This is a genomic window from Nocardiopsis sp. LOL_012 (assembly GCF_048060475.1).
Classification (GTDB): domain Bacteria; phylum Actinomycetota; class Actinomycetes; order Streptosporangiales; family Streptosporangiaceae; genus Nocardiopsis.
The window spans coordinates 21453-45129 of record NZ_JBHMIV010000018.1; the positions used below are offsets into that span (position 1 = coordinate 21453).

The 23677-nt window shown below is 72.0% G+C and carries 24 protein-coding genes; 12 read left to right on the plus strand and 12 right to left on the minus strand.

Annotated elements, in window-relative coordinates; genetic code table 11:
- Positions 1 to 23: 23 nt before the first annotated feature.
- From ACFHWE_RS13485 to ACFHWE_RS13520, 8 genes are read right to left on the minus strand one after another with little or no spacing between them, the layout of a single operon-like run.
- Positions 24 to 392 carry a metal-sulfur cluster assembly factor gene (locus tag ACFHWE_RS13485; protein ID WP_416601675.1) on the minus strand — a complete coding sequence of 123 codons (369 nt, stop codon included), beginning with the start codon at positions 390 to 392 and terminating at the stop codon, positions 24 to 26.
- Complete coding sequence (sufU, locus tag ACFHWE_RS13490) at positions 392 to 865, minus strand: Fe-S cluster assembly sulfur transfer protein SufU (RefSeq protein ID WP_028648264.1); 474 nt, start codon at positions 863 to 865, stop codon at positions 392 to 394. Before sufU ends, ACFHWE_RS13485 begins: the two co-directional genes overlap by 1 nt.
- Positions 866 to 885: 20 nt before the next feature.
- Positions 886 to 2184: a cysteine desulfurase gene (locus ACFHWE_RS13495; protein ID WP_416601676.1), complete on the minus strand. Its 1299-nt coding sequence runs from the start codon at positions 2182 to 2184 to the stop codon at positions 886 to 888.
- Between the two features lie 2 nt (positions 2185 to 2186).
- On the minus strand, positions 2187 to 2948 hold the full coding sequence (sufC, locus tag ACFHWE_RS13500; RefSeq protein WP_416601678.1) for a Fe-S cluster assembly ATPase SufC: 762 nt from the start codon (positions 2946 to 2948) through the stop codon (positions 2187 to 2189).
- 7 nt (positions 2949 to 2955) lie between these two features.
- Positions 2956 to 3291: a non-heme iron oxygenase ferredoxin subunit gene (locus ACFHWE_RS13505; RefSeq protein WP_416601680.1), complete on the minus strand. Its 336-nt coding sequence runs from the start codon at positions 3289 to 3291 to the stop codon at positions 2956 to 2958.
- The gene (gene sufD / locus ACFHWE_RS13510; RefSeq protein ID WP_416601682.1) at positions 3284 to 4444 is read right to left on the minus strand and encodes a Fe-S cluster assembly protein SufD; all 1161 of its coding nucleotides are present in this window, start codon (positions 4442 to 4444) and stop codon (positions 3284 to 3286) included. Before sufD ends, ACFHWE_RS13505 begins: the two co-directional genes overlap by 8 nt.
- A gap of 1 nt (position 4445) precedes the next feature.
- Positions 4446 to 5858 (minus strand): Fe-S cluster assembly protein SufB, encoded by a 1413-nt coding sequence (sufB, locus tag ACFHWE_RS13515; protein ID WP_416601684.1) that lies wholly within the window; start codon positions 5856 to 5858, stop codon positions 4446 to 4448.
- Between the two features lie 27 nt (positions 5859 to 5885).
- The gene (locus tag ACFHWE_RS13520) at positions 5886 to 6671 is read right to left on the minus strand and encodes a helix-turn-helix transcriptional regulator (RefSeq protein WP_416601810.1); all 786 of its coding nucleotides are present in this window, start codon (positions 6669 to 6671) and stop codon (positions 5886 to 5888) included.
- A gap of 318 nt (positions 6672 to 6989) precedes the next feature.
- Between ACFHWE_RS13520 and ACFHWE_RS13525 the strand changes: the two genes are divergently transcribed.
- The 3 genes from ACFHWE_RS13525 to ACFHWE_RS13535 all read left to right on the plus strand — a co-directional run bounded on the left by ACFHWE_RS13525 (position 6990) and on the right by ACFHWE_RS13535 (position 9633).
- Positions 6990 to 7931 (plus strand): ABC transporter ATP-binding protein, encoded by a 942-nt coding sequence (locus ACFHWE_RS13525; protein ID WP_416601685.1) that lies wholly within the window; start codon positions 6990 to 6992, stop codon positions 7929 to 7931.
- Position 7932: 1 nt separating this feature from the next.
- Positions 7933 to 8760: an ABC transporter permease gene (locus ACFHWE_RS13530; RefSeq protein WP_416601687.1), complete on the plus strand. Its 828-nt coding sequence runs from the start codon at positions 7933 to 7935 to the stop codon at positions 8758 to 8760.
- Positions 8761 to 8844: 84 nt separating this feature from the next.
- Positions 8845 to 9633 (plus strand): inositol monophosphatase family protein, encoded by a 789-nt coding sequence (locus ACFHWE_RS13535; RefSeq protein WP_416601688.1) that lies wholly within the window; start codon positions 8845 to 8847, stop codon positions 9631 to 9633.
- A 78-nt stretch (positions 9634 to 9711) separates the two neighbouring features.
- Here the strand turns inward: ACFHWE_RS13535 and ACFHWE_RS13540 are convergent, their stop codons facing one another.
- Positions 9712 to 10422, minus strand: coding sequence for an RICIN domain-containing protein (locus tag ACFHWE_RS13540; RefSeq protein ID WP_416601689.1), 711 nt, complete (start codon positions 10420 to 10422; stop codon positions 9712 to 9714).
- A gap of 133 nt (positions 10423 to 10555) precedes the next feature.
- Between ACFHWE_RS13540 and ACFHWE_RS13545 the strand changes: the two genes are divergently transcribed.
- From ACFHWE_RS13545 to ACFHWE_RS13555, 3 genes are all read left to right on the plus strand, one after another.
- Positions 10556 to 10921, plus strand: coding sequence for a hypothetical protein (locus ACFHWE_RS13545; protein ID WP_416601691.1), 366 nt, complete (start codon positions 10556 to 10558; stop codon positions 10919 to 10921).
- Between the two features lie 6 nt (positions 10922 to 10927).
- Positions 10928 to 11860, plus strand: a complete 933-nt coding sequence (locus ACFHWE_RS13550) for an EamA family transporter (RefSeq protein ID WP_416601692.1) — start codon at positions 10928 to 10930, stop codon at positions 11858 to 11860.
- Positions 11861 to 11934: 74 nt separating this feature from the next.
- Entirely contained in the window at positions 11935 to 13041 is a 1107-nt protein-coding gene (locus ACFHWE_RS13555; protein WP_416601694.1) for a COX15/CtaA family protein, read from the plus strand.
- Here ACFHWE_RS13555 and ACFHWE_RS13560 read toward each other — a convergent pair.
- Entirely contained in the window at positions 12977 to 14263 is a 1287-nt protein-coding gene (locus ACFHWE_RS13560; protein WP_416601696.1) for a PrsW family intramembrane metalloprotease, read from the minus strand. The two genes, ACFHWE_RS13555 and ACFHWE_RS13560, sit on opposite strands and share 65 nt — an antisense overlap.
- A 136-nt stretch (positions 14264 to 14399) precedes the next feature.
- Here ACFHWE_RS13560 and ACFHWE_RS13565 point away from each other — a divergent pair, with 136 nt between their 5' ends.
- Positions 14400 to 14810: a hypothetical protein gene (locus ACFHWE_RS13565; RefSeq protein WP_416601697.1), complete on the plus strand. Its 411-nt coding sequence runs from the start codon at positions 14400 to 14402 to the stop codon at positions 14808 to 14810.
- A gap of 66 nt (positions 14811 to 14876) precedes the next feature.
- On the opposite strand, the gene ACFHWE_RS13570 is transcribed toward ACFHWE_RS13565, so the two are convergent.
- The gene (locus ACFHWE_RS13570) at positions 14877 to 15845 is read right to left on the minus strand and encodes a heme o synthase (protein ID WP_416601699.1); all 969 of its coding nucleotides are present in this window, start codon (positions 15843 to 15845) and stop codon (positions 14877 to 14879) included.
- 639 nt (positions 15846 to 16484) lie between these two features.
- Here ACFHWE_RS13570 and tkt point away from each other — a divergent pair.
- The 5 genes from tkt (at position 16485) to pgl (ending at position 23109) form a co-directional block, all read left to right on the plus strand.
- Entirely contained in the window at positions 16485 to 18578 is a 2094-nt protein-coding gene (gene tkt, locus ACFHWE_RS13575; RefSeq protein ID WP_416601701.1) for a transketolase, read from the plus strand.
- Positions 18579 to 18670: 92 nt separating this feature from the next.
- Positions 18671 to 19780: a transaldolase gene (gene tal / locus ACFHWE_RS13580; protein ID WP_416601703.1), complete on the plus strand. Its 1110-nt coding sequence runs from the start codon at positions 18671 to 18673 to the stop codon at positions 19778 to 19780.
- 92 nt (positions 19781 to 19872) lie between these two features.
- Positions 19873 to 21423, plus strand: coding sequence for a glucose-6-phosphate dehydrogenase (zwf, locus tag ACFHWE_RS13585; protein WP_416601812.1), 1551 nt, complete (start codon positions 19873 to 19875; stop codon positions 21421 to 21423).
- 16 nt (positions 21424 to 21439) lie between these two features.
- Positions 21440 to 22360 (plus strand): glucose-6-phosphate dehydrogenase assembly protein OpcA, encoded by a 921-nt coding sequence (locus ACFHWE_RS13590; RefSeq protein ID WP_416601705.1) that lies wholly within the window; start codon positions 21440 to 21442, stop codon positions 22358 to 22360.
- Positions 22361 to 22362: 2 nt separating this feature from the next.
- The gene (pgl, locus tag ACFHWE_RS13595; protein ID WP_416601814.1) at positions 22363 to 23109 is read left to right on the plus strand and encodes a 6-phosphogluconolactonase; all 747 of its coding nucleotides are present in this window, start codon (positions 22363 to 22365) and stop codon (positions 23107 to 23109) included.
- A gap of 61 nt (positions 23110 to 23170) precedes the next feature.
- Here pgl and ACFHWE_RS13600 read toward each other — a convergent pair whose 3' ends face one another.
- Positions 23171 to 23599 carry a DUF6069 family protein gene (locus ACFHWE_RS13600; protein WP_416601706.1) on the minus strand — a complete coding sequence of 143 codons (429 nt, stop codon included), beginning with the start codon at positions 23597 to 23599 and terminating at the stop codon, positions 23171 to 23173.
- Positions 23600 to 23677: the final 78 nt, after the last annotated feature.

Here is a 23677-nt window from a genome sequence, read left to right on the forward strand (position 1 = left end):
GGCCCGCCCGTTCGCGCTCCGACTCAGACGTTGAAGCCCAGCATGCGAAGCTGGTCGCGGCCGTCGTCGGTGATCTTGTCCGGACCCCACGGCGGCATCCAGACCCAGTTGATGCGCACCTCGCGCTCGAACTCGTCCAGCGCGCTGGTGGCCTGGTCCTCGATGACGTCGGTCAGCGGGCACGCCGCACTCGTGAGGGTCATGTCCAGGGTGATGACGTCGTCGTCGGCGTTCACCCCGTACAGCAGCCCCAGGTCCACGACGTTGACGCCCAGCTCGGGGTCGATCACGTCCTTGAGCGCCTCGCCGATCTCCTCGACCAACTGCTCCGCCTCGGCGGAGAGCGGCGCGGTCGGCTCGGGGGCCTCCGTCGTCGTCTCGTTCTCACTCATCAGACGCTCTCCTTCTCGAAGGACTGCGACACCGCGTCCTTCCACGCCATCCACCCCAGCAGGGCGCACTTGACCCGCGCGGGGTACTTCGACACTCCGGCGAACGCGACCGCGTCCTCCAGTACGTCCTCGTCCGGTTCGCCCTGACCCCTGGACTGCATCAGCTCGGTGAACGCCTCCAGGGTGGCCATGCCCTCGGCGACCGTCCGCCCGATGAGCAGGTCGGTCAGCACCGAGGTGCTGGCCTGGCTGATGGAGCAGCCCATCCCCTCGTAGGAGACGTCGCTGACGACCGCGTGGTCGTCGAGCGCCGCGCCGTCGGCCGGTGTCAGCGCCACCCGGAGCGTCACCTCGTCCCCGCACGTGGGGTTGATGTGGTGCGCCTCCGCGTTGTGCGGATCACGCAGCCCCTTGTGGTGGGGGTTGCGGTAGTGGTCCAGGATGATCTCCTGGTACATCGCGTCCAACTGCATGGTCAGGCTGTTTCCTCGTGTCAGGGCCGGGTTCCGAAGAACCGCTGCGCGTCCCGGATCGCGTCCGCCAGTGCGTCCACGTCCTCCAGGGTGTTGTAGAGGTAGAAGGACGCGCGCGTGGTGGCGACGATACCCAGCTTGCGGTGGAGCGGCCAGGCGCAGTGGTGACCCACCCGGACCTCGACGCCCTTGTCGTCGAGGACCTGGCCGAGGTCGTGGGGGTGGATGCCCTCCACCGTGAACGACACCGCTCCCCCGCGGTCCACCGCCTCGGCCGGACCGACGATCCGCACGTCCTCGATCGCGCCGACGCGCTCCAGCGCGTAGGCGGTGAGCGCGTGCTCGTGCTCGGCCACCCGGTCCATGCCCACGGACGTGAGGTAGTCGCAGGCGGCGGCCAGGGCGACGGCCTGCGGGGCCATCGGCACTCCGGCCTCGAACCGCTGCGGCGGCTCGGCCCACGTGGAGTGGTCCATGTGCACGACGCCGATCATCGAACCGCCGGTGATGAACGGCGGCATGGCCTCCAGCAGCTCCCTGCGCCCCCAGAGCACGCCGATCCCGTTGGGACCGAGCATCTTGTGCCCGGAGAAGGCGAGGAAGTCCACGTCCAGCGCGGAGACGTCGACCGGCATGTGCGGCACGGACTGGCAGGCGTCCAGGACCACCAGCGCACCGACCTCACGGGCGCGGGCGGCGATGGGCGCCACCGGGTTGACCGTGCCGAGCACGTTGGACTGGTGGGCGAAGGCCACGACGCGGGTGCGCTCGTTGACCAGCTCCTCCAGGTCGGACAGGTCGAGGCGGCCCTCCTCGGTCACCGGGAACCACCGCAGCGTCGCCCCGGTGCGCTGGCACAGCTGCTGCCAGGGCACCAGGTTGGCGTGGTGCTCCATCTCGGTGACGACGATCTCGTCCCCGGGCCCCACCTGGAAGCGGCGGAGCCCGTCCTCGGCCGTGGCCGCGTTGCTCATCGCGTAGGCCACGAGGTTGATCGCCTCGGTGGCGTTCTTGGTGAACACCACCTCGCCGGCGTCTCCCCCGATGAACCGGGCGATGGTCTCCCGCGCGGCCTCGTAGGCGTCGGTCGCCTCCTCCGCGAGCTGGTGGGCGCCGCGGTGCACCGCCGCGTTGTGGCGCTCGTAGAACCCGCGTTCGGCGTCCAGCACCTGCCTGGGCTTCTGGGACGTGGCCCCGGAGTCGAGATAGACCAGGGGGCGCCCGTCGCGGACGGTCCGGGACAGGATCGGAAAGTCCTTCCGGACCGCCGTGGTGTCGATCGGGCCCGTGTCGGGCCGGACGGACTCGCGGAGGGTCACGGTTACGCGCCCGCCTTCACGAAACGCTCGTAGCCCTCGGCCTCCAGGGTGTCGGCCAGCTCGGGGCCGCCGGACTCGGCGACGCGGCCGCCGGCGAACACGTGCACGAAGTCGGGCTTCACGTAGTTGAGGATGCGGGTGTAGTGCGTGATGAGCATGACGCCCATCTCACCGCTCTCCTTGGCCCGGTTGACACCGTCGGAGACGACCTTGAGCGCGTCGACGTCCAGACCGGAGTCGGTCTCGTCGAGGATGGCCACCTTCGGCTTGAGCAGCTCCAACTGGAGGATCTCGTGGCGCTTCTTCTCCCCGCCGGAGAAGCCCTCGTTGACGCCGCGGGCGGCGAAGGACGGCTCGATGGACAGGTCCTTCATGACGCCCTGGAGCTCCTTGGAGAACTGGCGGAGCTTGGGCGCCTCGCCGCGCACCGCGGTGACGGAGCTGCGCAGGAAGTTGGACATGGACACGCCCGGGACCTCGACCGGGTACTGCATGGCGAGGAAGACGCCGGCGCGGGCGCGCTCGTCCACGCTCAGGTCGAGGATGTTCTCGCCGTCGACGAGCACCTCGCCCTCGGTGATCTCGTAGCGAGGGTGGCCGGCGATGGCGTAGGCCAGGGTGGACTTGCCGGAGCCGTTGGGGCCCATGATGGCGTGGGTCTCACCGGAGTTGATCGTCAGGTCCACGCCCTTGAGGATCTCCTGGCGCTCGTCCTCACCGATCAGGACGTCGGCGCGCAGGCCGCGGATTTCGAACTTGGTCATTTCAGCCTCAGGAATTCTTCTCAGCCGGCGACACGAGCACGTCGTCGCCGTCGATCTTCACGTCGTAGGTGGGGACCGGCTGTGTGGCGGGCGGGTTGAGCGGTGCCCCCGTGCCCAGGTCGAAGCAGGAGCCGTGCAGCCAGCACTCGATCGTGCCGTCCTCGACCTCGCCCTCGGAGAGGCGGACCTCGGCGTGCGAGCACACGTCCCGCACGGCGAAGACCTCGCCCTCGGAGCGGATCAGGGCGATGGGGGTCTCGTCGTCGAGTTCGATCCCCAGGGCCCCCTCCTCGGGGATCTCCGAGAGCTCGGCGACCTTCACCCACTGGCCGGTCTCACTCATGCTCGGCCAGTTTCCGCTCGACCTTGGCCATGATCGTCTCGCGCAGGTCCTCGACCGGGATCCGGTTGATGAGTTCGAGGAAGTAGCCGCGGATGACCAGGCGGCGCGCCTCGTCCTCGGGGATGCCGCGCGAGCGCAGGTAGAACAGGTGGATGTCGTCGAGCCGGCCGCTGGCGGCGGCGTGGCCGGCGCCCTCCACCTCACCGGTGAAGATCTCCAGGTTGGGCACCGAGTCCACACGGGTGTCGTCGGTGAGCTGGAGGTTGCGGTTGTGCTCGTAGGAGTCCGTGCCGGTGGTGCCCTCGCCGATGATCACGTCACCGATCCAGACGCCGTGGGCGTCCTTGCCGCTGAGGGCGCCCTTGTACTCCACGCGCGAACGGGTGTGCGACTTGTTGTGGTCGACCAGCGAGCGGTGCTCGTGGTGCTGGCCGTCGCCGGTGAAGTACAGGCCGTGCAGTTCGGCGTTGGCGCCGCCGTCCTTGTAGGCCACCTTCGGCGAGAGCCGGACCAGGTCGCCGCCCAGGGTGACCACGATCGACTTCAGGGTGGCGTCCTTGGACATCTGGGCGTTGTGCTGGGTGACGTCGACGGCGTCGCGGTCCCAGTCCTGGAGGCTGACCAGGGTGAGCCGGGCCCCCTCGCCGACGTGGACGTCCACGCTGCCCGCGCGCACGCCGCCGCCGGTCTGCTCCAGGACGACGACCGCCTCGGCCAGCGGCTTGACGTCGATGACGTACTGGTCGAAACGCGTGCCGCCCTGTGCCTGGCGGGTGATGCGAACGGGCCGGTCCAGGACCGCGCCCTGGGCCACCGTGACGACCGTGGCCTCCTCGAAGGAGGTGTAGGCCTGGGCGGTGACGCGGTCGGCGGGGCGTCCGGCGGTGCCCAGTCGGGCGTCGTCGCGGCCGACCGTCTCCACGGTGACGCCCTCGGGGGCGTCCACGTCGAGCTTGTCGGTGCCGTCCGCCTGCGCACTGCCGTCGTGCAGGCCCTTGAGGCGGCGCAGCGGAGTGAAGCGCCACTCCTCCTCGCGCCCGTTCGGGACGGGGAAGTCGTTCACGTCGAAGGACCCGTGGGTGGCCAACTTGGAGAACGGGATCTCCCCGAGACCGTGACTGTGGGCCTTGGGTTCGATGCTCGGGCCGGTCAACTTAACCAACCGCTCCTTCCATCTGAAGCTCGATCAGCCGGTTCAGTTCCAGCGCGTACTCCATGGGCAGCTCGCGCGCGATGGGTTCGACGAACCCGCGCACGATCATGGCCATGGCCTCGTCCTCGTCCATCCCCCGGCTCATGAGGTAGAAGAGCTGGTCCTCGCTGACCTTGGAGACGGTCGCCTCGTGCGCGAGCTCGGCGTCGTCCTCGCGCAGGTCGTTGTAGGGGTAGGTGTCGGACCGGCTGATGGTGTCGATCAGCAGGGCGTCGCACTTGACCGAGGACTTGGCGTGGTCGGCGCCCTCCTGCACCTGGACCAGGCCCCGGTAGGAGGCGCGTCCGCCACCGCGTGCCACCGACTTGGAGATGATGGTGGAGGAGGTGTTGGGCGCGCAGTGCACCATCTTGGAACCGGTGTCCTGGTGCTGGCCCTCGCCCGCGAAGGCGATCGAGAGCGTCTCGCCCTTGGCGTGCTCGCCCATGAGGTAGACGGCCGGGTACTTCATGGTGACCTGGGAGCCGATGTTGCCGTCGATCCACTCCATGGTGGCGCCCTCTTCGGCGACGGCACGCTTGGTGACCAGGTTGAAGACGTTGTTCGACCAGTTCTGGATGGTCGTGTACCGGCAGCGGGCGTTCTTCCTGACGATGATCTCGACGACCGCCGAGTGCAGCGAGTCCGACTTGTAGATCGGCGCGGTGCAGCCCTCGACGTAGTGGACGTAGGCGCCCTCGTCGACGATGATCAGCGTGCGCTCGAACTGGCCCATGTTCTCGGTGTTGATCCGGAAGTAGGCCTGGAGCGGGATCTCCACGTGCACGTTCTTGGGCACGTAGATGAAGGAGCCGCCGCTCCACACCGCCGTGTTGAGCGCGGCGAACTTGTTGTCGCCGGGCGGGATGACCGAGCCGAAGTACTCCTGGAAGATCTCCGGGTGCTCCTTGAGCGCCGTGTCGGTGTCGAGGAAGAGGACGCCCTGCTCCTCCAGGTCCTCGCGGATCTGGTGGTAGACGACCTCGGACTCGTACTGGGCGGCCACGCCGGCGACCAGGCGCTGCTTCTCGGCCTCGGGGATGCCCAGCTTGTCGTAGGTGTTCTTGATGTCCTCGGGCAGGTCCTCCCAGGAGGCGGCCTGCTGCTCCGTGGACCGCACGAAGTACTTGATGTTGTCGAAGTCGATCTTGGACAGGTCCGCACCCCAGTCGGGCATGGGCTTCTTGTCGAAGAGCCTGAGGGACTTGAGGCGGAGCTTGGTCATCCACTCCGGCTCGTCCTTCTTCGCGGAGATGTCGCGGACGACCTCTTCGTTCAGGCCCCTGCGGGCCTTGGACCCGGCCGCGTCGGAGTCGGCCCAGCCGTACTCATAGGTTCCGAGCCCTTCGAGCTCGGGATGCGCGATAGACGTCATGCGCGGACTCCTCCTGGACTTCAGACGTCACTTGTCGTGTTGCGGTGCTCCATCCGCCGCCGGGCGGGTGGAGTTCTGTGCGGGGTTCGCCGCCCGCCCGTCCCGGGCCTGCCCGGGGACGTCGTCGGCGGGGGTGACGTGCGTGGTGCACACGCCGTCACCGTGGGCGATGGTGGCCAGTCGGCGCACCGGAGTGCCCAGAAGCCGCGAGAAGGCCTCGATTTCGGCCTCGCAGAGCTGCGGGAACTCCGCCGCGACGTGGGCCACGGGGCAGTGGTGCTGGCACAGTTGGTCGCCGCCGCCGGGCGCGGGCGCCCTGCCCGCGGTGGCGGCGTACCCGTCGTTGGACAGGGCCTCGGCCAGGAGCCGGACCCGCTGCTCCCGGGGTACCGCGTCCAACAGGGGCTGGTAGCGCCTCTCCAGGTCGGCGACCTGGCGCTGGGCGAAGGCGCCGACGGCCTCGGGGCCGGCGGTCTCCGCGAGGAAGCGGAGGGCCCCTGCGGCGAGGTCGTCGTAGGCGTGGACGAAGGCGTCCCGCCCGGCCTCGGTGATGGCGAAGACCCGTGCGGGCCGGCCTCGACGGCGCCGTCCGCCGTGGGGCCGGGCGTCGCGGGCCTCGACCATCCCCTCGCCGGTCAGGTGGTCGAGGTGGCGGCGGATGGCCGCGGGGGTGAGTCCGAGCCGCTCCCCCAGCGCGGAGGCGGTGATCGGCCCCTGTTCGAGGATGAGCCGGGCCACCCGTGCGCGCGTGCCGTTCTCGGCCCCGCGCTCGGGTCCGGCCAGGGCGCGGGGGGCGCCGGACGTGTCGGGCACGGCGATCCCCTCCTCCCTGGCGGTCCTGACGGCTCTGCTCACGTTTTAGACAACATCAGTGTGGCCTAAATAAGTCCGCGTAGGCAAACCGGCACTCATGCCGTTGATCACGAAGGTCAGCCTTGCCTAACTGCGATTTCATCCGCCCGACATCTGCGGCCTCGGCGTCCACAGGGGACGACCCCCCTCCGGTCGATCACATCGTGAGACGGCAGTCCATGATGCGGACGGCCCACGGGGTGCGGGCGGGCCCGCCCGCACCGGTTCCGCCACGAGCCGGTGACCGGACGCACAGGCCCACACGTACACTCGGGACCCATGGACACAGCCGCGGTCGAGGTCGTCGATCTGGTCAAGCGCTACGGCGCCACCACCGCAGTCACCGGTCTGACGTTCACCGCGCGCCGGGGCGCCGTCACGGCGCTGCTGGGCCCCAACGGCGCGGGCAAGACCAGCACCATCGAGATCTGTGAGGGCTTCCGCCGCGCGGACGGCGGAAGCGTCCGCGTCCTCGGCAGGGACCCGGCCGCCGACGCCACGGCGCTCAAGCCCCGTGTCGGAGTGATGCCCCAGTCCGGTGGCGTGCCCACCGGCGCCCGCACCGCCGAGTGGCTGCGCCTGATGGCCTCCTTCCACGCCCGGCCGATCGACCCCGGGCTCCTGCTGGAACGCCTCGGCCTCACTTCGGCCTCGCGCACGCCGTTCCGGCGCCTGTCCGGGGGACAGCAGCAGCGCCTCTCCCTGGCCTGCGCCGTCGTCGGCCGCCCCGAGCTGGTCTTCCTCGACGAACCGACCGCCGGCCTGGACCCGCAGGCGCGCATGGCCGCCTGGGACTTGGTCGCCTCGCTGCGGGCGGCCGGGGTCGCCGTGATCCTGACCACCCACCACATGGACGAGGCCGAGCGCCTGGCCGACCACGTCGTCATCGTCGACCGCGGCTCCGTGGTCGCCGAGGGCACCCCCGCCGAGCTGACCGGCGACCTCCGGGAGGTGCGCTTCTCCGCCTCCGTGCCGCTGGACGCCGAGGCGCTGCGCTGCGCCCTGCCCGCGGGCGGCGCGGTGGCGACCGCGGCCGCCGTGGGCGGCGGACACGAGTACGTGGTCACCGCGGGCGAGGACGACGCACTGGGGCCGGAGTTCCTCGCCACGGTCACCGCCTGGTGCGCCTCCGAGGGCGTCCTCGCCGAGGACCTGCGCGTGCGACGGCGTACCCTCGAAGACGTCTTCCTCGAACTCACCGGCCGGAAACTGCGCGACTGAGATGACCGAGCACACCTTCAGCACACCCACCACCGCTCCCGCCGCCGGAGCCCCGGACGCCGCGCTGTTCCGCCCCGCTCCGGGGGCCGCGCCGATGTGGCGGATGGTCACCGCCCAGGCCGCGATGGAACTGCGGGTCATGCTCCGGCACGGCGAGCAGTTCCTGCTCACCATGGTCATCCCGGTCCTGCTGCTGGTGGGGTTCACCCTCACCGAGGTCCTCGACGTGGGCGAGGGCTCCCGGGTGGACGCGCTCACCCCCGGGGTGCTCGCGCTGGCGGTCATGTCGACCTCCTTCACCGGCCTGGCCATCGGGACCGGGTTCGAGCGCCGCTACGGGGTGCTCAAGCGCCTGGGCGCGACGCCGCTGTCCCGGTTCGGTCTGCTGGCCGCCAAGACCCTGGCGGTCCTGGGGGTGCAGGCGATCCAGATGGCGGTGCTGTGCGCGGTGGCGCTGGGCCTGGGCTGGTCGCCCTCGGCCGGGCTCCCCGGCACGGCGGCGGCTCTCGCCCTGGTCCTGCTGGCGACCGCGGCGTTCGCGTCGCTGGCCCTGCTGATGGCGGGGACGCTGCGCGCGGAGGCGACCCTGGCCGGGGCGAACCTGGTGTACGTGCTCATGCTCGGGCTGGGCGGCGTCCTGTTCCCCACCAGCAGTTTCCCCGAGTCCCTGGAGCGCGCGGTGTCCGTCCTGCCGATCACCGCCCTGGCGTCGGGGCTGCGCTCGGTGCTCGCCGACGGTTCGGTGCCCGGTGTCGGGGCCTTCGCCGTCCTGGCGGTGTGGACCGCGGTCGGCGCCCTGCTGGCGAGCCGCCTGTTCCGCTGGGAGTGACCGTTCGGGGACGCCCCGGCGCCGGGAGACCGCAAGGGCACGGGCGGCCGAACCGCCGCGGCGCCGTGTCCCTAGGATGAGGGCATGTTCGAGGTCGACGCAGTGACCGAAATCCTCCGTGAGGCCGCCGAGGCGGCGATCCTCCCCCGCTTCCGGTCCCTGGCCGAGGACGAGGTGTCGGAGAAGGGCCCCGGGGACCTGGTGACGGTGGCCGACCGGGAGGCCGAGGAGCTGATCGGCGCCCGGCTGCGCGGGGTCGTCGCCGCGCCGGTCGTGGGTGAGGAGGCGGTCTCCGCCGACCCCGGCCTGCTCAGGGCGCTGAACGAGGAGGAGACGGCCTGGCTGGTCGACCCGGTCGACGGCACGCGCAACTTCGTCAACGGCGACACCCGGTTCGGGGTGATGGCCGCCTTGGTGCACCGCGGGGAGACCGTCGCGTCGTGGATCCTGCGTCCCACGGAGGAACGCGTCTACGTCGCCGAACGAGGTTCGGGTACCTGGCGCGACGGGGCGCGGGTCCGCCGGGGGGCGGCGCCGACCGACCCCGCCCGGATGCGCGGCCTGGTCCTGACCACGGCCCTCCCGGCCGGAGCGCGGCGGCGCGCGGAGGAGGCCTTCGCCTCCGTGGGGCCGGGGGCGCACTGCTCCGCGGTGGACTACCCGCACCTGTTCGAGGGGGAACTGGACTTCATCGCCTTCGGACAGACCTGTCCCTGGGACCACGCTCCCGGCACCCTGATGCTGGCCGAGGCCGGCGGCACGTCCCTGCGCCCGGGCGGCGACGGGTACCGGCCGGGCGACGAGACCGTGGGACTGCTCAACGCCGCCGACGGGGAGTGCTGGAAGACCGCCCGGTCCCTGCTCTTCGACTGAGTCCGGGGCGCTGGGCTGTAGAATCCCGTGGACGCCCTCGCAAGCCCCCGCCATGCGGCACTGCGCTCAAAACAGCTCCTAGGAGCCCATGGGGACGAGCCGCCACTGCTGGTGGGCCTGCTGTGTGCCGGGGGCCTGGACGACGGCGGTGCCGTTGCCCTGGCCAGCGCCCTGCCCCGTGAGCACCTGCCCGCTCTGGCGGTTGACGAGCCTGATCACCCCGCCGCCGACGTCGGCCACGGTCCAGTGCTGGTTGGGGGAGCCGGTCCGGGTGAGCAGGGTGGCGGTCGGGCCCTGTGCGGGGTCGGTGGACACCTGGAGGAGCTTGCCCGAGGCCACCCCCTCCAGTTCGTAGAATCCGCCCTCCACGGGGATGAAGCGCCACTGCTGGTTCGGCTGGTCGAGCCGGTCCCACAGGTGGACGGGGGAGCCGTTGCCCGTGGCCGCCCCGGCCACGTCCAGGACGCGGCCGCCGTTGACGTTGGACAGCATGTAGACGGCCGCGGGGTCGATCCCCGCCGGGTGTGCGGGCTCCTCCGAGGGTTCCTCACTGGGCTCCTCGCTGGGTTCCCCGGCCGGCTCCTCCGGCGCGCCCGCCGGGGCGACGAGGATGCCCGAGGCCACGTTCATGGCGGGCTCCTCGGGCTCCTCCGCGGGCACCAGCGCGCCGACCGCGTACCCGGCGATCGCCACGGCCAGGAACAGGGCCGCCGCCCCGGCGATCCAGGGCCAGCGGGGCACCACACCCTCGCCGGGGGGAAGGACGGCTCTCTCGAAACGGTCGAACATGAGGGGCACTCCCAAGGCGGCGGGTCCGGGGCGGGGCCGGGGCGGCCCTGGACCATTTCACACCACTTGGGTACTTCCGCGCACATTCAGGCCCCCGCGCTCCACCGAAGCGGAACCGATAGGGTCGGCCGTCATGGAGGCCCTAGGAGTTCCCTGGTTCGTCGCGGTCCGCGAGCTCGGACCGCCTCTCTTCCTCTTGGCCGCGGGCGGTGCGCTGCTGCTGTGGCGGCGGCCCGCCCGGCGCGGGGCGGCGTGGGCGGCGCTCGCGGTGAACCTGGTGGCGGCGGCACTCCCCTACCTGTGGCTGGGGCTCCAGCTCCTCACCGGCCAGGCTGAGCGGACGGTGTACGGGCTGCTCCTGACGCTCGTCCAGCCCGCCGTGGTGGCCCTGGCCTGGGCGCTGCTGCTGTTCGCCCTGGTCGCCCCGGCCCGGGGCGGGCGTCTGCCCCAGGGACCGGATGCCCCGGCCCGGGAGTCTGCGCACGAAAACATAGGATGACCGGATATGAACGTATCGCCGGTCCGCAGGGCCCTCTCCCCCGCCGCGGCGGCGGCCTCCGTTCCCCCGGTCTACCTGGTGCTGGTCGGGGTCGTCTCGGTACAGACCGGTTCAGCGGTGGCCAAGAGCCTGTTCGAGGCCCTGCCGCCGGCCGCGGTGGTGTGGCTGCGGCTGCTGACCTCGGCGGTACTCCTGGGGCTGGTGGTACGCCCCGCCCTGCGCGGATGCGGCCGGGGCGACTGGGCGGTGGTGGTGGGCTACGGTGTCGCCCTGGCGGGGATGAACTTCCTCATCTACCAGGCCTTCGCCCGGATCCCCATCGGCATCGCCGTAACCATCGAGTACATGGGGCCGCTGGCCATCGCGATCCTGGGATCACGGCGGCGGATCGACCTGCTGTGGGCCGCGCTGGCCGGCCTCGGCGTGGTCGCGCTCGGGGCGGAGTCCGGTGCGCTGGACCCGCTGGGGGTCCTGTTCGCGGTGCTGGCGGGGACCGCCTGGGCCTGCTACATCCTGCTCAGCGCGGCGACGGGGCAACGGTTCAGCGGAGCCTCGGGGCTGGCCATCGCCGGTGCGGTCGGCGCGGTGTTCCTGGCTCCGGCGGGCCTGGCCCAGGGCGGGGCCGCGCTCCTGGACTGGCGCCTGCTGCTGTTCGGCCTCGCGGTCGGCGTCCTGTCGTCGGTGGTCCCCTACTCGCTGGAACTCACGGCGCTGCGGAGGATGCCGCCACGGGTGTTCGGGGTGCTGATGAGCCTGCAACCGGCCGCCGCCGCGCTGGCCGGCCTGCTGCTGCTCGGTGAGACGCTGACCGCGTGGCAGTGGCTCGCGGTCGCCTGCGTCATCGCGGCCAGCGCCGGAGCCACCCTCGGCGGGGGCCGACAGCGGGGGCCGGAGACCGGGAAGAGGGTCCGCGACCCCGCCGCCCCACCCCCGGACTGATCACGTCATCGCAGGTCGAACGGGATACCGGGGTTGAGTACGGGCACCCGGGGGCGTGTACTACAGTCTGTCGTATGTTTGCGCTCACGGTCCCGCAGGCGACGGCAGCGGCCCAGGTCCCCCCGGACACCATCCACCTGATCGGCGTCCCCCTGTGGGGCTGGCAGATCGCCGTCGCCGCCGCCGGGGTCCTGGCGCTGGTCCTGCTCGCCCGCACGATCTGGGTGCCGACCACGCGCTCCCTGCGCGCCTGGGCGCTGGGCAACGTCGCGGTCAACGCCGGGATCGCCGTCACCGGGGCCACCGTCCGCGTCACCTCCTCGGGGCTCGGCTGTTCGGAGTGGCCCAAGTGCACACCGGAGAGCTTCGTCCCCGTCGGCGGAGACCACCCGGCGCTCAACGCGGCGATCGAGTTCGGCAACCGCACCCTGACCTTCCTGGTGCTCGCGGTCGGCGTCATCACCCTCGTGGCGGTCCTGCGCTCCCGGCCGCGGCGGCGCGACCTGACCCGGCTGGCCGTGATCATCCCGTTCGGCGTGCTGGGCCAGGGCGTGGTCGGCGGCATCACCGTGTGGACCGGCCTGCACCCCGCCTCGGTCGGCGCCCACTTCCTGCTGTCCCTGGTGGTGACCTTCATCGCCGTGGCGCTGTACGTGCGCTGCCAGGAGCCCGAGGGCACCCCGCAGGTCTCGACCGGACCCGGGCTGCACGCCCTCGGCATCGGCCTGGTGGTGGTCGGCTTCCTGCTGATGGTGGCGGGCACCGTCGTCACCGGCACCGGGCCGCACGGCGGCGACGCCGAGGCCCCGCGCTGGGGCTTCGCCCTGGAGTCGGTCACGCGCATGCACTCCTCCCTGGCCTGGCTGACCCTGCTCGGCGCGGCCGCGGCCGCGGCCGCGGCCTTCCGTGGCGACGCGCGCAGGCCGGTCAGGGTGAGTGCCCTGGCCCTGGTCGCCGTGGTGGTGGCGCAGGGGGTCCTGGGTTACGTCCAGTACGCGCTGGAGCTGCCCGAGTGGCTGGTGGTCGCGCACGTGCTGGGCTCGACCCTCACCTGGATCGCGATCGCCCGCCTGTACTTCTCCACCACCCGACTGGTCCCAGGCGGCGAGCGCGAGCTCAGCGCGGAGAACGCCGACCCGGATGGGCGGCGTCGTCCTGTCGGGCCCGCGTCTGGGAGATGACCTGGGCGAAGTCCACCCGGCGCAGGAACCCGGAGTCGTCGGGCCGCTCGGCCCAGCCGGGGGCGACGGGTCCGGGCACGCGCCCCAGGAAGGTGTCCCGCGCCACGTGCATCAGCGCCAGGAACGAGTCCCGGTCCACCTTCCATCCGGTGCTCACCAGGCCGGCGTCCATCTTCTTGTGCAGCAGCGCCAGCTCGGTGGCGGCCAACTGGTACTCCTTCATCGCCTCGCGTCCCCGGCGGCCGGCGTTGCGGGCGGCCCACTCGCGGGCGCGGCGCCGTGCGTGCATGGAGCCGAGCATGGCGATGTCGGCCTGTGTCACCAGGCCGGTGGCCAGGTACCTGGGCAGGTAGTGGGCGATGGCCCCGATCTGGGCCTGCCGGTCCCTGACAGCGGTCGCCAGGACGCACATCAGCACCACGAAGAGCACCAGGTAGGCCAGGCCCAGCCCGAGCCAGCCGAAGCGGGTCGAGGCGTTCCACATGCCGTGCAGAGCCACCGCGGCCACCCATCCTGCGACCGGGGCGAAGGCCCGCCCGATCCCGGTGCTCATGGCCGCGTAGGCGACACCGATCCCGATCATCGCGGTGTAGATGGGGTGTCCGAAGGGGGCGATGAGGCCGCGGATGGCGAACGTGGCGATGAGCGTGCCGTCGAAGAAGGCCCCGAGGAAGTACAGGACGTTCTCGGTGAAGGCGAACCCGGTCGCCACCATCGCCGCGTAGACCACCCCGTCGGTGAAGGTGTCGATCTCGTGGCGGCGGCGCCAGAGCAGGACGAGCAGGACCATCCCCTTGGCGCTCTCCTCCACCACGGGCGCCACCACCGCGGTGGACACGTAGTCGCCCAGGTCCTGGCCGTAGAGCGGAACGGTGATGTTGCTGGCGCCCCAGGTGTTGAGCAGCAGCGAGGCCACCACGGCCACGCCCGCGCCCCACACGAAGGCGAAGAACATCACCGACCCGGGCTCGGGCTCGATCCGGTCGAGCATGAGGATGAGCGGAACGAGGATGGTCACCGGCACGACCGCGGCGGCGAGGCTGACACCGAAGCCGACGGCCCCGTCGATCCCGGCGGCGGCGCCGCCCGCCATGGCGAGGAGCCAGAGGTAGCCGAACATGCCGACGAGGCACACCATGCTGACCGAGATGCCCGTGATCAGGGTCATCGAGTAGCGGGAGCGTCGGCCCTGGAGGATGGCCTTGCTGTCGAGTCGGGGCATGGGCACCGATGGTAGCCGGGACGGAGCGGTCCCAGAACCCGTCCGGGCGAAGACCGAACCGCAGGCCGCACGGCCCACTCCTATACCTGGGACAGAATCGACCCGCATACACGCACACGTACTGAAAGGCCTCCTCATGGACACGAAGGCGTCCGCTCCCCCGACCGCTCTGTGGACCGTCCGCGTCGCCGCGCTCGCGCACCTGGCCCTGCTCCTGTGGGAGGGGGCGACCGCCGGACAGTTCATGACCACCAACCCGGGAGGGCTGCCGCTGCACTACTTCGGGGCCTTCGGGGTCCACGCGGCCGCGGGCGCGCAGGTGCTGGCCGCCGCGTGGCTGTGGTGGGGCGCCGGCCGCGGCCCGGGGGCGGCCCGTACGCTGCTGCTGGTCAGCGCGGCCGCGTTCGCGCTGGGCTTCCCCCAGGCTGCCATGGGCAGCTATGGACCGATCCAGGCCCACGTGCCCGTGGCGCTGCTCCTGACCGGCGTGGCGGCGTGGGCCGCCGTCCTGGCCTGGCGCCGGACGCCCGCCCCCCAGACGTCCTGACATGCCCCGGCCCGCTCCGCCGTGCTCGTCCAACCGCGACGGAGCGGGCTCCGACCGGCGCCGGGGTCAGGCGAGCAGGCCGGCGATGAGCGGGTCGACGGTGACGGCGACGAACAGCAGCGCCAGGTAGGCGTTGGACAGGTGGAAGAAGCCCATGGTCTTCAACCGGGACCCGCTCACCCCGGCGCGGGAGCGGCTGAGCAGACGGTGCGCCTGCACCACCAGCAGCGCGCCGAGCACGGCGGCCACGGCACCGTAGAACCAGGTGGTTCCGGCGACCGGCCAGAAGACCAGGGAGACGATGGCGGTAGCCCAACTGTAGAGCACGCACTCCAGGAGCACGCGGCGGTCGCCGGCCACGACGGGCAGCATCGGTACGTTGGCGGCTGCGTAGTCCTCGCGGTAGCGCATGGCCAGAGTCCAGGTGTGCGGCGGCGTCCAGAAGAACACCACCAGGAAGAGCACGAACGGCTCCCAGGCGAGGCCGCCGGTGACCGCGGACCAGCCGATGAGGACCGGCATGCACCCGGCGATGCCGCCCCACACCACGTTCTGCGCGGTGCGGCGCTTGAGCAGCATCGTGTAGACGAAGATGTAGAAGGCGATCGCCAGCAGCGACAGCGCGGCGGAGAGCCAGTTGACCAGGAGCGCGAACCCCGCGGTGGAGCCGACGGCCAGCACCAGCCCGTAGACGAGGGCGCCGCGCGGGGTGACCAGGTCCATCGCCCCGGGGCGTTTGCGGGTGCGGCGCATCTCACGGTCGATGTCGCGGTCGATGTAGCAGTTCATCGCGTTGGCGCTGGCCGCCGACATGGTGCCGAACAGCAGGGTGGCCACGGCGGTGCCCAGCGGGGGCACCCCGCCGGCCGCGACGAACATCACAGGGATGGTCGTGATGAGCAGCAGTTCGATGACACGGGGCTTGGAGAGGGCCACGTAGGCGCGCACGTGGTCGGTGAAGGAGGCCCGGCCGGCGGCTGCGGGGCCGCCGGCGTCCGCCGAGCGCGAGTGCGGGGACCGGTCGGTGAGGGCCATCAGCACCGCGTCCTCGGGTCCGGGCGGCTCGTGGGCGTCCCCGCAAGGGGGACCGGCTCGATTCCAGACACGCGGATACCTCGACAACTCGATAGGTCTCGACACTGCTCGCCACGCGGGGCCGAGCGGACCGACAAAACGTCAGGATCAGCGAAAACCCCGTCAACGACATACTGTAGTACTTCGTCGCGGGCCCCGGTGACGAGCCCCCTCGCGAGGCGGGCCCTCCGGACCGGCCCGCCCTCCGGGCCAGGCCAGGGGTGTACAGCACCCTCGCACACCCCCCGGCGCGCCGCCAGCACGCCACACGCCGCCCCGTCCCAGGCACAGGTGACGGGCCCGGGCGAGGCCGCACTACCAGCGGGTAATGGACGGTGTCGGGCCACGGCCCGCCGGGGATGAGCGATAGGGTCGCACTCGGCCGACCCTGCGGGGATTCCCTCGACCCCCTCCGCCGTTGTACCGGGTGATGCCCGGGTGGGAGGGAAGACGCCGTGCCGTGGTCGCAGTACCCAGGGTGACACTCGTTCCCCTCCTCGAATCCTGGCGGCGCCGCGCTTCGGCGGCGGCACACCGCACCGACAACGACACCTCACGCACACCGTGCCGAACGGGTGCACGAGAAGGAGAGGCAAGTCCGTGAACGCCCACATACCGCAGAAACTGGAGTGGTCGGACCTCGACGACCGCGCCGTCAACACAGTCCGTGCGCTGGCGATGGACGCGGTCGAGAAGTCGGGTAACGGACACCCCGGCACCGCCATGAGCCTCGCGCCCGCCGCCTACCTCCTCTTCCAGAAGGTCATGAGGCACGACCCCGCCGCCCCCGACTGGGTGGGCCGGGACCGGTTCGTGCTCTCCTGTGGCCACTCCAGCCTCACCCTCTACATCCAGCTCTACCTGGCCGGCTACGGCCTGACGCTCGACGACCTCAGGTCCCTGCGCCAGTGGGACAGCCTCACCCCCGGACACCCCGAGTTCGGGCACACCCCCGGGGTGGAGACGACCACCGGCCCGCTGGGCCAGGGCATCGGCAACGCCGTGGGCATGGCCATGGCCGCCCGCCGTGAGCGCGGCCTGTTCAACCCCGAGGCGGGCCCCGGCGCCAGCCCGTTCGACCACCACGTCTACGCCTTCTGCTCCGACGGCGACGTGCAGGAGGGCGTGAGCCACGAGGCCAGCGCCCTGGCCGGCACCCAGAACCTGGGCAACCTCACCGTGGTCTGGGACGACAACCAGATCTCCATCGAGGACGACACCCGCATCGCCCACAGCGAGAACGTGCTGGAGCGCTACCGCGCCTACGGCTGGCACGTCGAGGAGGTCGACTGGACCGCCACCGGCGACTACGTCGAGGACGTGGCGGCCCTGTACGAGGCGATCCTGCGCGGCAGGGCCGAGACCGAGCGCCCCACCTTCATCAAGCTGCGCACCGTCATCGGCTGGCCCGCACCGAACAAGCAGAACACCGGCGCGATCCACGGCGCGGCCATCGGCACCGCCGAGATCTCCGCCACCAAGGAGATCCTCGGCCTGCCCGACGAGCCCTTCCACGTCGACGACGCCGTCATCGAGCACACCCGCCTGGCCCTGGACCGGGGCCGCGAGGCGCACACCGAGTGGGAGGCCGCGTTCCAGGCCTGGCGCCGCGGCGCCGGCGAGCACGGCGACCTGTTCGACCGCCTCCAGTCCGGCAAGCTCCCCGAGGGTTGGGAGAAGTCCCTGCCCTCCTTCGAGGCGAGCGAGAAGGGCATGGCCACCCGCAAGGCCAGCGGCGAGGTGCTCAGCTCCGTCGCCCCCGTGCTACCCGAACTGTGGGGCGGCTCCTCCGACTTGGCCGGCTCCAACAACACCACCCCCAAGGGCGAGCAGTCCTTCCTGCCCTTCGAGCGGGCCAGCACGATGTTCCCGGGCAGCCCCTACGGGCGTGTGCTCCACTTCGGCGTCCGCGAGCACGGCATGGGCGCGATCCTCAACGGCATCGCCCTGCACGGCCCGACCCGCCCCTACGGCGGCACGTTCCTGGTCTTCAGCGACTACATGCGCCCGGCGGTCCGCCTGGCCGCACTGATGAAGCTGCCGGTCACCTACGTGTGGACGCACGACTCCATCGGCCTGGGCGAGGACGGCCCCACCCACCAGCCGGTGGAGCACCTGTGGTCGCTGCGTGCGATCCCCGGCCTGGACGTGGTCCGCCCGGCCGACGCCAACGAGACGGCGGTGGTGTGGCGCAAGGTCCTGGAGACCTCCGACCGCCCCGCCGCGCTCGCCCTGACCCGGCAGAACCTGCCGGTGCTGGACCGCACCGCCCACGCCCCCGCCGAGGACGCGGTGCACGGCGGCTACGTGCTGGCCGAGGCCGCCGGCGGCACCCCCGAGGCGATCATCGTGGCCACCGGCAGCGAGGTGCCCATCGCCCTGGAGGCCCGCACCGAGCTGGAGAGGGCCGGCACGCCCACCCGCGTGGTGTCCATGCCGTGCGTGGAGTGGTTCGAGGCCCAGAGCGAGGAGTACCGCGAGCGGGTCCTGCCCTCCTCGGTGCGCGTGCGCACCTCGGTCGAGGCGGGCATCGCCCTGGGGTGGCGCTCCTACGTGGGCGACGCCGGGACCTCCGTGGGCCTGGAGCACTTCGGTGCCTCCGCGCCCTACCAGACCCTGTACGAGAAGTTCGGAATCACCGCGGAGGCGGTCGTCGCGGCGGTGCGCGACAGCTCCGCCAAGGCCGGGCGCTGACGCCGCGGGGGGCCGCCGGGACGCCCGGCGGCCCCCCGCCTCCCTGTGTGCGAGAGGGCGCGCGGCGCCCACGAGGAAGGTCACGAGAGAACATGAGCTACGCACCCATCGAGGCCCTCGCCGACGCCGGCGTGTCCGTCTGGCTGGACGACATCAGCCGCGAACGGCTGCGGTCGGGCAACCTGGCCGCGCTGATGAGCACGCACCGCGTGACGGGCGTGACCTCCAACCCGACGATCTTCGACAAGGCGCTCGCCGAGGGCGACGCCTACGACGAGCAGGTGCACGAACTCGCGGTGCGCGGCGTGTCCGTGGAGGAGGCCGTGCGCATGCTCACCGCCTTCGACATCCGCTGGGCCGCCGACACCCTGCGCCCGGTCTACGACGCCACCGGCCGCGTGGACGGCCGGGTGTCGCTGGAGGTGGACCCGCGCCTGGCCCGCGAGACCGAGCGCACGATCGCCGAGGCCCGCTCCCTGTGGTGGATGGTCGACCGGCCCAACCTGATGATCAAGATCCCGGCGACGGCCGAGGGCCTGCCCGCGATCACGCAGGCGCTGGGCCACGGCATCAGCGTGAACGTGACGCTGATCTTCTCCCTGGCCCGCTACCGCCAGGTGATGGACGCCTTCCTGGAGGGCATGGAGCTGGCGCGGACCAACGGCCACGACCTGTCCCGGATCCAGTCCGTGGCCTCGTTCTTCGTCAGCCGGGTGGACACCGAGGTCGACAAGCGCCTGGAGGCGATCGGCACCGACGAGGCCCGCGCCCTGCGCGGCCGCGCCGCCGTCGCCAACGCCCGCCTGGCCTACCAGGCCTACGAGGAGGTGTTCTCCTCCCGGGAGTGGACGGCGCTCGCCGAACAGGGCGCCGCGCCGCAGCGCCCGCTGTGGGCCTCCACCGGTGTGAAGGACCCCGAGTACGCGGACACCCGCTACGTGACCGAACTGGTGGCGCGCGACACCGTCAACACGATGCCGCAGGCCACACTGGACGCCACCGCCGACCACGCCCCGGTCACCGGCAACACCGTGCTGGGCACCTACGAGCGGGCCGAGGCGGATTTCGCCGCGCTGGAGGGTGTCGGCGTGAATCTGACCGAGGTGTTCGGTGTACTGGAGGAGGAGGGCGTGCGCAAGTTCGTCGACTCCTGGGAGAGCCTGCTCGACGGCCTGTCCGCCAAGCTCGACAAGCTCGCCTGACGCATCCGGCGCGCCCGTCCCCGCCGAGGCGGGGACGGGTCCCGGTCCACGGCCGCACCCGACAGGAAACCAGGAACGTGAAAGAACCGGTCATGCCCGGGGCGGTGCCCAACCCGCTCCGTGACGCCCTGGATCGCCGCCTGCCCCGTATCGCCGGGCCCAGCGTGCTGGTGCTGTTCGGTGTCACGGGCGACCTGGCGCGCAAGAAGCTGCTGCCCGCCATCTACGACCTGGCCAACCGGGGCATGCTGCCGCCCGGCTTCGGGCTGGTGGGGTTCGCGCGCAGGGACTGGGAGCACCAGGACTTCGCCGCCCAGGCCCACGAGGCGGTCAAGGAGCACGCGCGCACCCCCTTCCGTGAGGACGTGTGGCGCCAGCTCAGCGAAGGTGTCCGGTTCGTCCCCGGCAACCTGGACGACGACGCGGCCTTCGACCGCCTGGCCGAGACCGTGCGCGAACTGGACGGTGTACGCGGCACGGGCGGAAACTACGCCTTCTACCTCTCGCTGCCGCCCAAGCTGTTCCCGACCGTGGTCTCCCAGCTCAAGCGCAGCGGTCTGGCCTCGGCCCAGGAGGGGGAGGGCCCGGGAGGGGCCACCCCGTGGCGGCGCGTGGTGATCGAGAAGCCCTTCGGGCACGACCTGGAGAGCGCCCAGGAGCTCAACGCGGCGGTGGACGACGTGTTCCCGCCCGCGTCGGTGTTTCGCATCGACCACTACCTGGGCAAGGAGACGGTCCAGAACATCCTGGCGCTGCGCTTCGCCAACACCCTGTTCGAGCCGCTGTGGAACCGCGGGTTCGTCGACCACGTGCAGATCACCATGGCCGAGGACATCGGCGTGGGCGGCCGGGCCGGCTACTACGACGGGATCGGCGCCGCCCGCGACGTCATCCAGAACCACCTGTTGCAGCTCCTGGCCCTGGTGTCCATGGAGGAGCCCGTCTCCTACGACGCGGACGCGATCCGCGCCGAGAAGCAGAAGGTGCTCTCGGCGGTCTCCCTACCCCCGGACCTGGCCACCGGGACCGCGCGCGGCCAGTACGCGGCGGGCTGGCAGGGCGGTGCGGCGGTCCCCGGCTACCTGGAGGAGGAGGGCATCCCCTCCGACTCGGCCACCGAGACCTACGCCGCCCTGAAGCTGATGGTGGACACCCGCCGATGGTCGGGGGTGCCGTTCTACCTGCGCACCGGCAAGCGGCTGGGCCGCAGGGTGACCGAGGTGGCGCTGGTGTTCCAGCGGGCCCCGCAGGAGCTGTTCCCACGCGCCGACGTCTCCGAACTGGGACAGAACGCCCTGGTGCTGCGCATCCAGCCCGACGAGGGGGTGACGCTGCGCTTCGGGTCGAAGGTGCCCGGCGCCAGCATGGAGGTGCGCGACGTCAGCATGGACTTCACCTACGGGCAGTCCTTCACCGAGAGCAGCCCCGAGGCCTACGAGCGGCTGATCCTGGACGTGCTCATCGGCGACCCGCCGCTGTTCCCGCGCCAGGAGGAGGTCGAGCTGTCCTGGCGGATCCTGGATCCGGTGGAGGAGCACTGGGCGGCCTCCGGTCCGCCCGAGCAGTACGGCTCCGGCACGTGGGGGCCGTCCTCGGGCGAGGCGCTGCTCGCCCGCGACGGCCGCCAGTGGCGGCGCCCGTGATCCGCGAGGAGACGTCATGACGCTCTACCTGCCCAACACCACCACCGCGGCCATCACCGAGGCGCTCACGGCCGAGCGCCACAGCGTCGGCGGCGGCGCGATGAACATCGTCCTGACCCTGGTGATCATCACCGACGAGGCCGGACACTACGACGCGGTGCGCGCCGCCACCGAGGCCGGACGGGAGCACCCCTCGCGGGTGGTGGCCCTGATCCGGCGCGACGCCGACGCCGAACCCGCGATCGACGCGGAGATCCGCAGGCCGGGCACCTCCGGACCGGGCGAGGCCCTGCTGCTGCGACTGTACGGTCCGCTGGGCGAGCACCCCGACTCGGTGCTCACGCCGCTGCTGGTGCCAGACGCCCCGATCGTGGCATGGTGGCCGGGCCAGGGACCGCAGGACCCGTCCTCGGACCCGGTGGGCCGCCTGGCCCAGCGCCGCATCACCGACGCGTTCCAGGCGCAGGACCCCCTGGAGGACCTGACGCGGCGCACGGCGAACTACACGCCGGGCGACACCGACCTGTGCTGGACCCGGATCACCCCGTGGCGCTCACTGCTGGCCAGCGCCATGGACCAGCCGTGCGGGTGGGTGACCTCGGCGTCGGTGGCGGCGCAGGAGCGCTACCCCAGCGCGGAACTGATGGCGGCGTGGCTGGCGGACCGGCTGGGGGTGGAGGTGACCCGCGAGGTCTCCGACGGCCCCGGCCTGACACGGGTGCGCCTGGCCACCGACCGGGGGGACATCTCCCTCACCCGGCTGGACGGGGGCGTGGCCACGCTGTCGCGCTCGGGCCGGCCGGACCAGCGTGTCGCCCTGGAGCGGCGCAGCGCGGCCACGTCGCTGGCCGAGGAGCTGCGCCGACTGGACCCTGACGAGATCTACGAGAGCGCCGCCGGCCACCTGGGATCGGTGCTCTCCGGAAGCGGAGCATGAGTATGAGTGGACCCGAGGTCCTCCGGCACCCCGACGGAGGACGGCTCGCCGAGGCGGCCGCCGAGCGCCTGGCGGACATGATCGCCCGGGCCGGAAGGGAGGAGCGCGTGTTCCACCTGGCACTGACCGGCGGGGGTGTGGGGATCGCGACCCTGCGGGCACTGGGCGAGCGCGCTCGGGCCGTCGGCCTGGACTGGTCGCACGTGCACCTGTGGTGGGGCGACGAGCGGTTCCTGCCGGAGAAGGACCCCGAGCGCAACGAGACGCAGGCGTGCGAGGCGCTGATCGACCGGATCACGATCCCGGCGCACCACGTGCACCCCATGCCCGCCTCCGACGGCATGGACGGCGACAGCGTCGACCACGCGGCGACCCGGTACAAGCGGGAGCTGACCGCGGCGGCCCGCGGCCGGGCGCCGGTCCCCCCGTTCGACGTGTGTCTGCTGGGCGTGGGCCCGGACGCGCACGTGGCCTCGCTGTTCCCCGGCCTGCCCGCGGTGCGCGAGGACGAGGCGGCCGTGGCGGCGGTGCACGACTCCCCCAAGCCCCCGCCGCGGCGGATCTCGCTGACGCTGCCGTCGATCAACACGGCCCGCGAGGTGTGGATGCTGGCCTCCGGCGAGGGCAAGGCGGAGGCCGTGCGACTCGGCCTGGCAGGCGGCGACCCCGGCGAGGCGCCCGTGGCGGGTGCGCGCGGCGCGGAGCGGACCCTGTTCTGGGTGGACGAGGCGGCCGCGGCCCTGATCTGAGCGTGAGGGGCGGCCCCGTCCGGACGAGCGCGTCCGTGCGGGGCCGCCGTGCTGCGGCCGGTCAGGCCGTGGGCGAGGAGCGCCGGAACACCGGAATCATCACCGCCGCCGCCAGAAGGTGGGTGGAGGCCAGGAGCGCGCCGGTGGCCGCGCTGCCGCCCACCGTCAAGGACGGGACGCAGGAGAGGACGGCGAAGACGAGCGCCACGACCGTCCACACCAGGAGGCCTCGTCTGCCGAGGAAGCGCTCGGCGAGGGCGAGCGTGCCCCAGCCGATGAGTCCGAAGACCACGGTGAACAGGGCGAAGGCGGCCAGCGGGACGGCGGACTCTGCCTGCCCGGGCGGAGCGATCACCAGGTCGGCCCCCACCAGGGGCGCAGCCGCGCCTACCAGGACGTTGACCACGGCCGCGGCGGCGATGGCGGTCAGGCGGGGCTGCCACGCGCCGCGCCGGGCGGGGGTGGCGGTGTCGGGGGCGGTCTGGGGCATGGGCGTCTCCTCGCGTCGTGTGCGTATGGATCGACCGTAGGGACCGGCGGTGAGACTTTCCATGCGCCAGACGCTCCC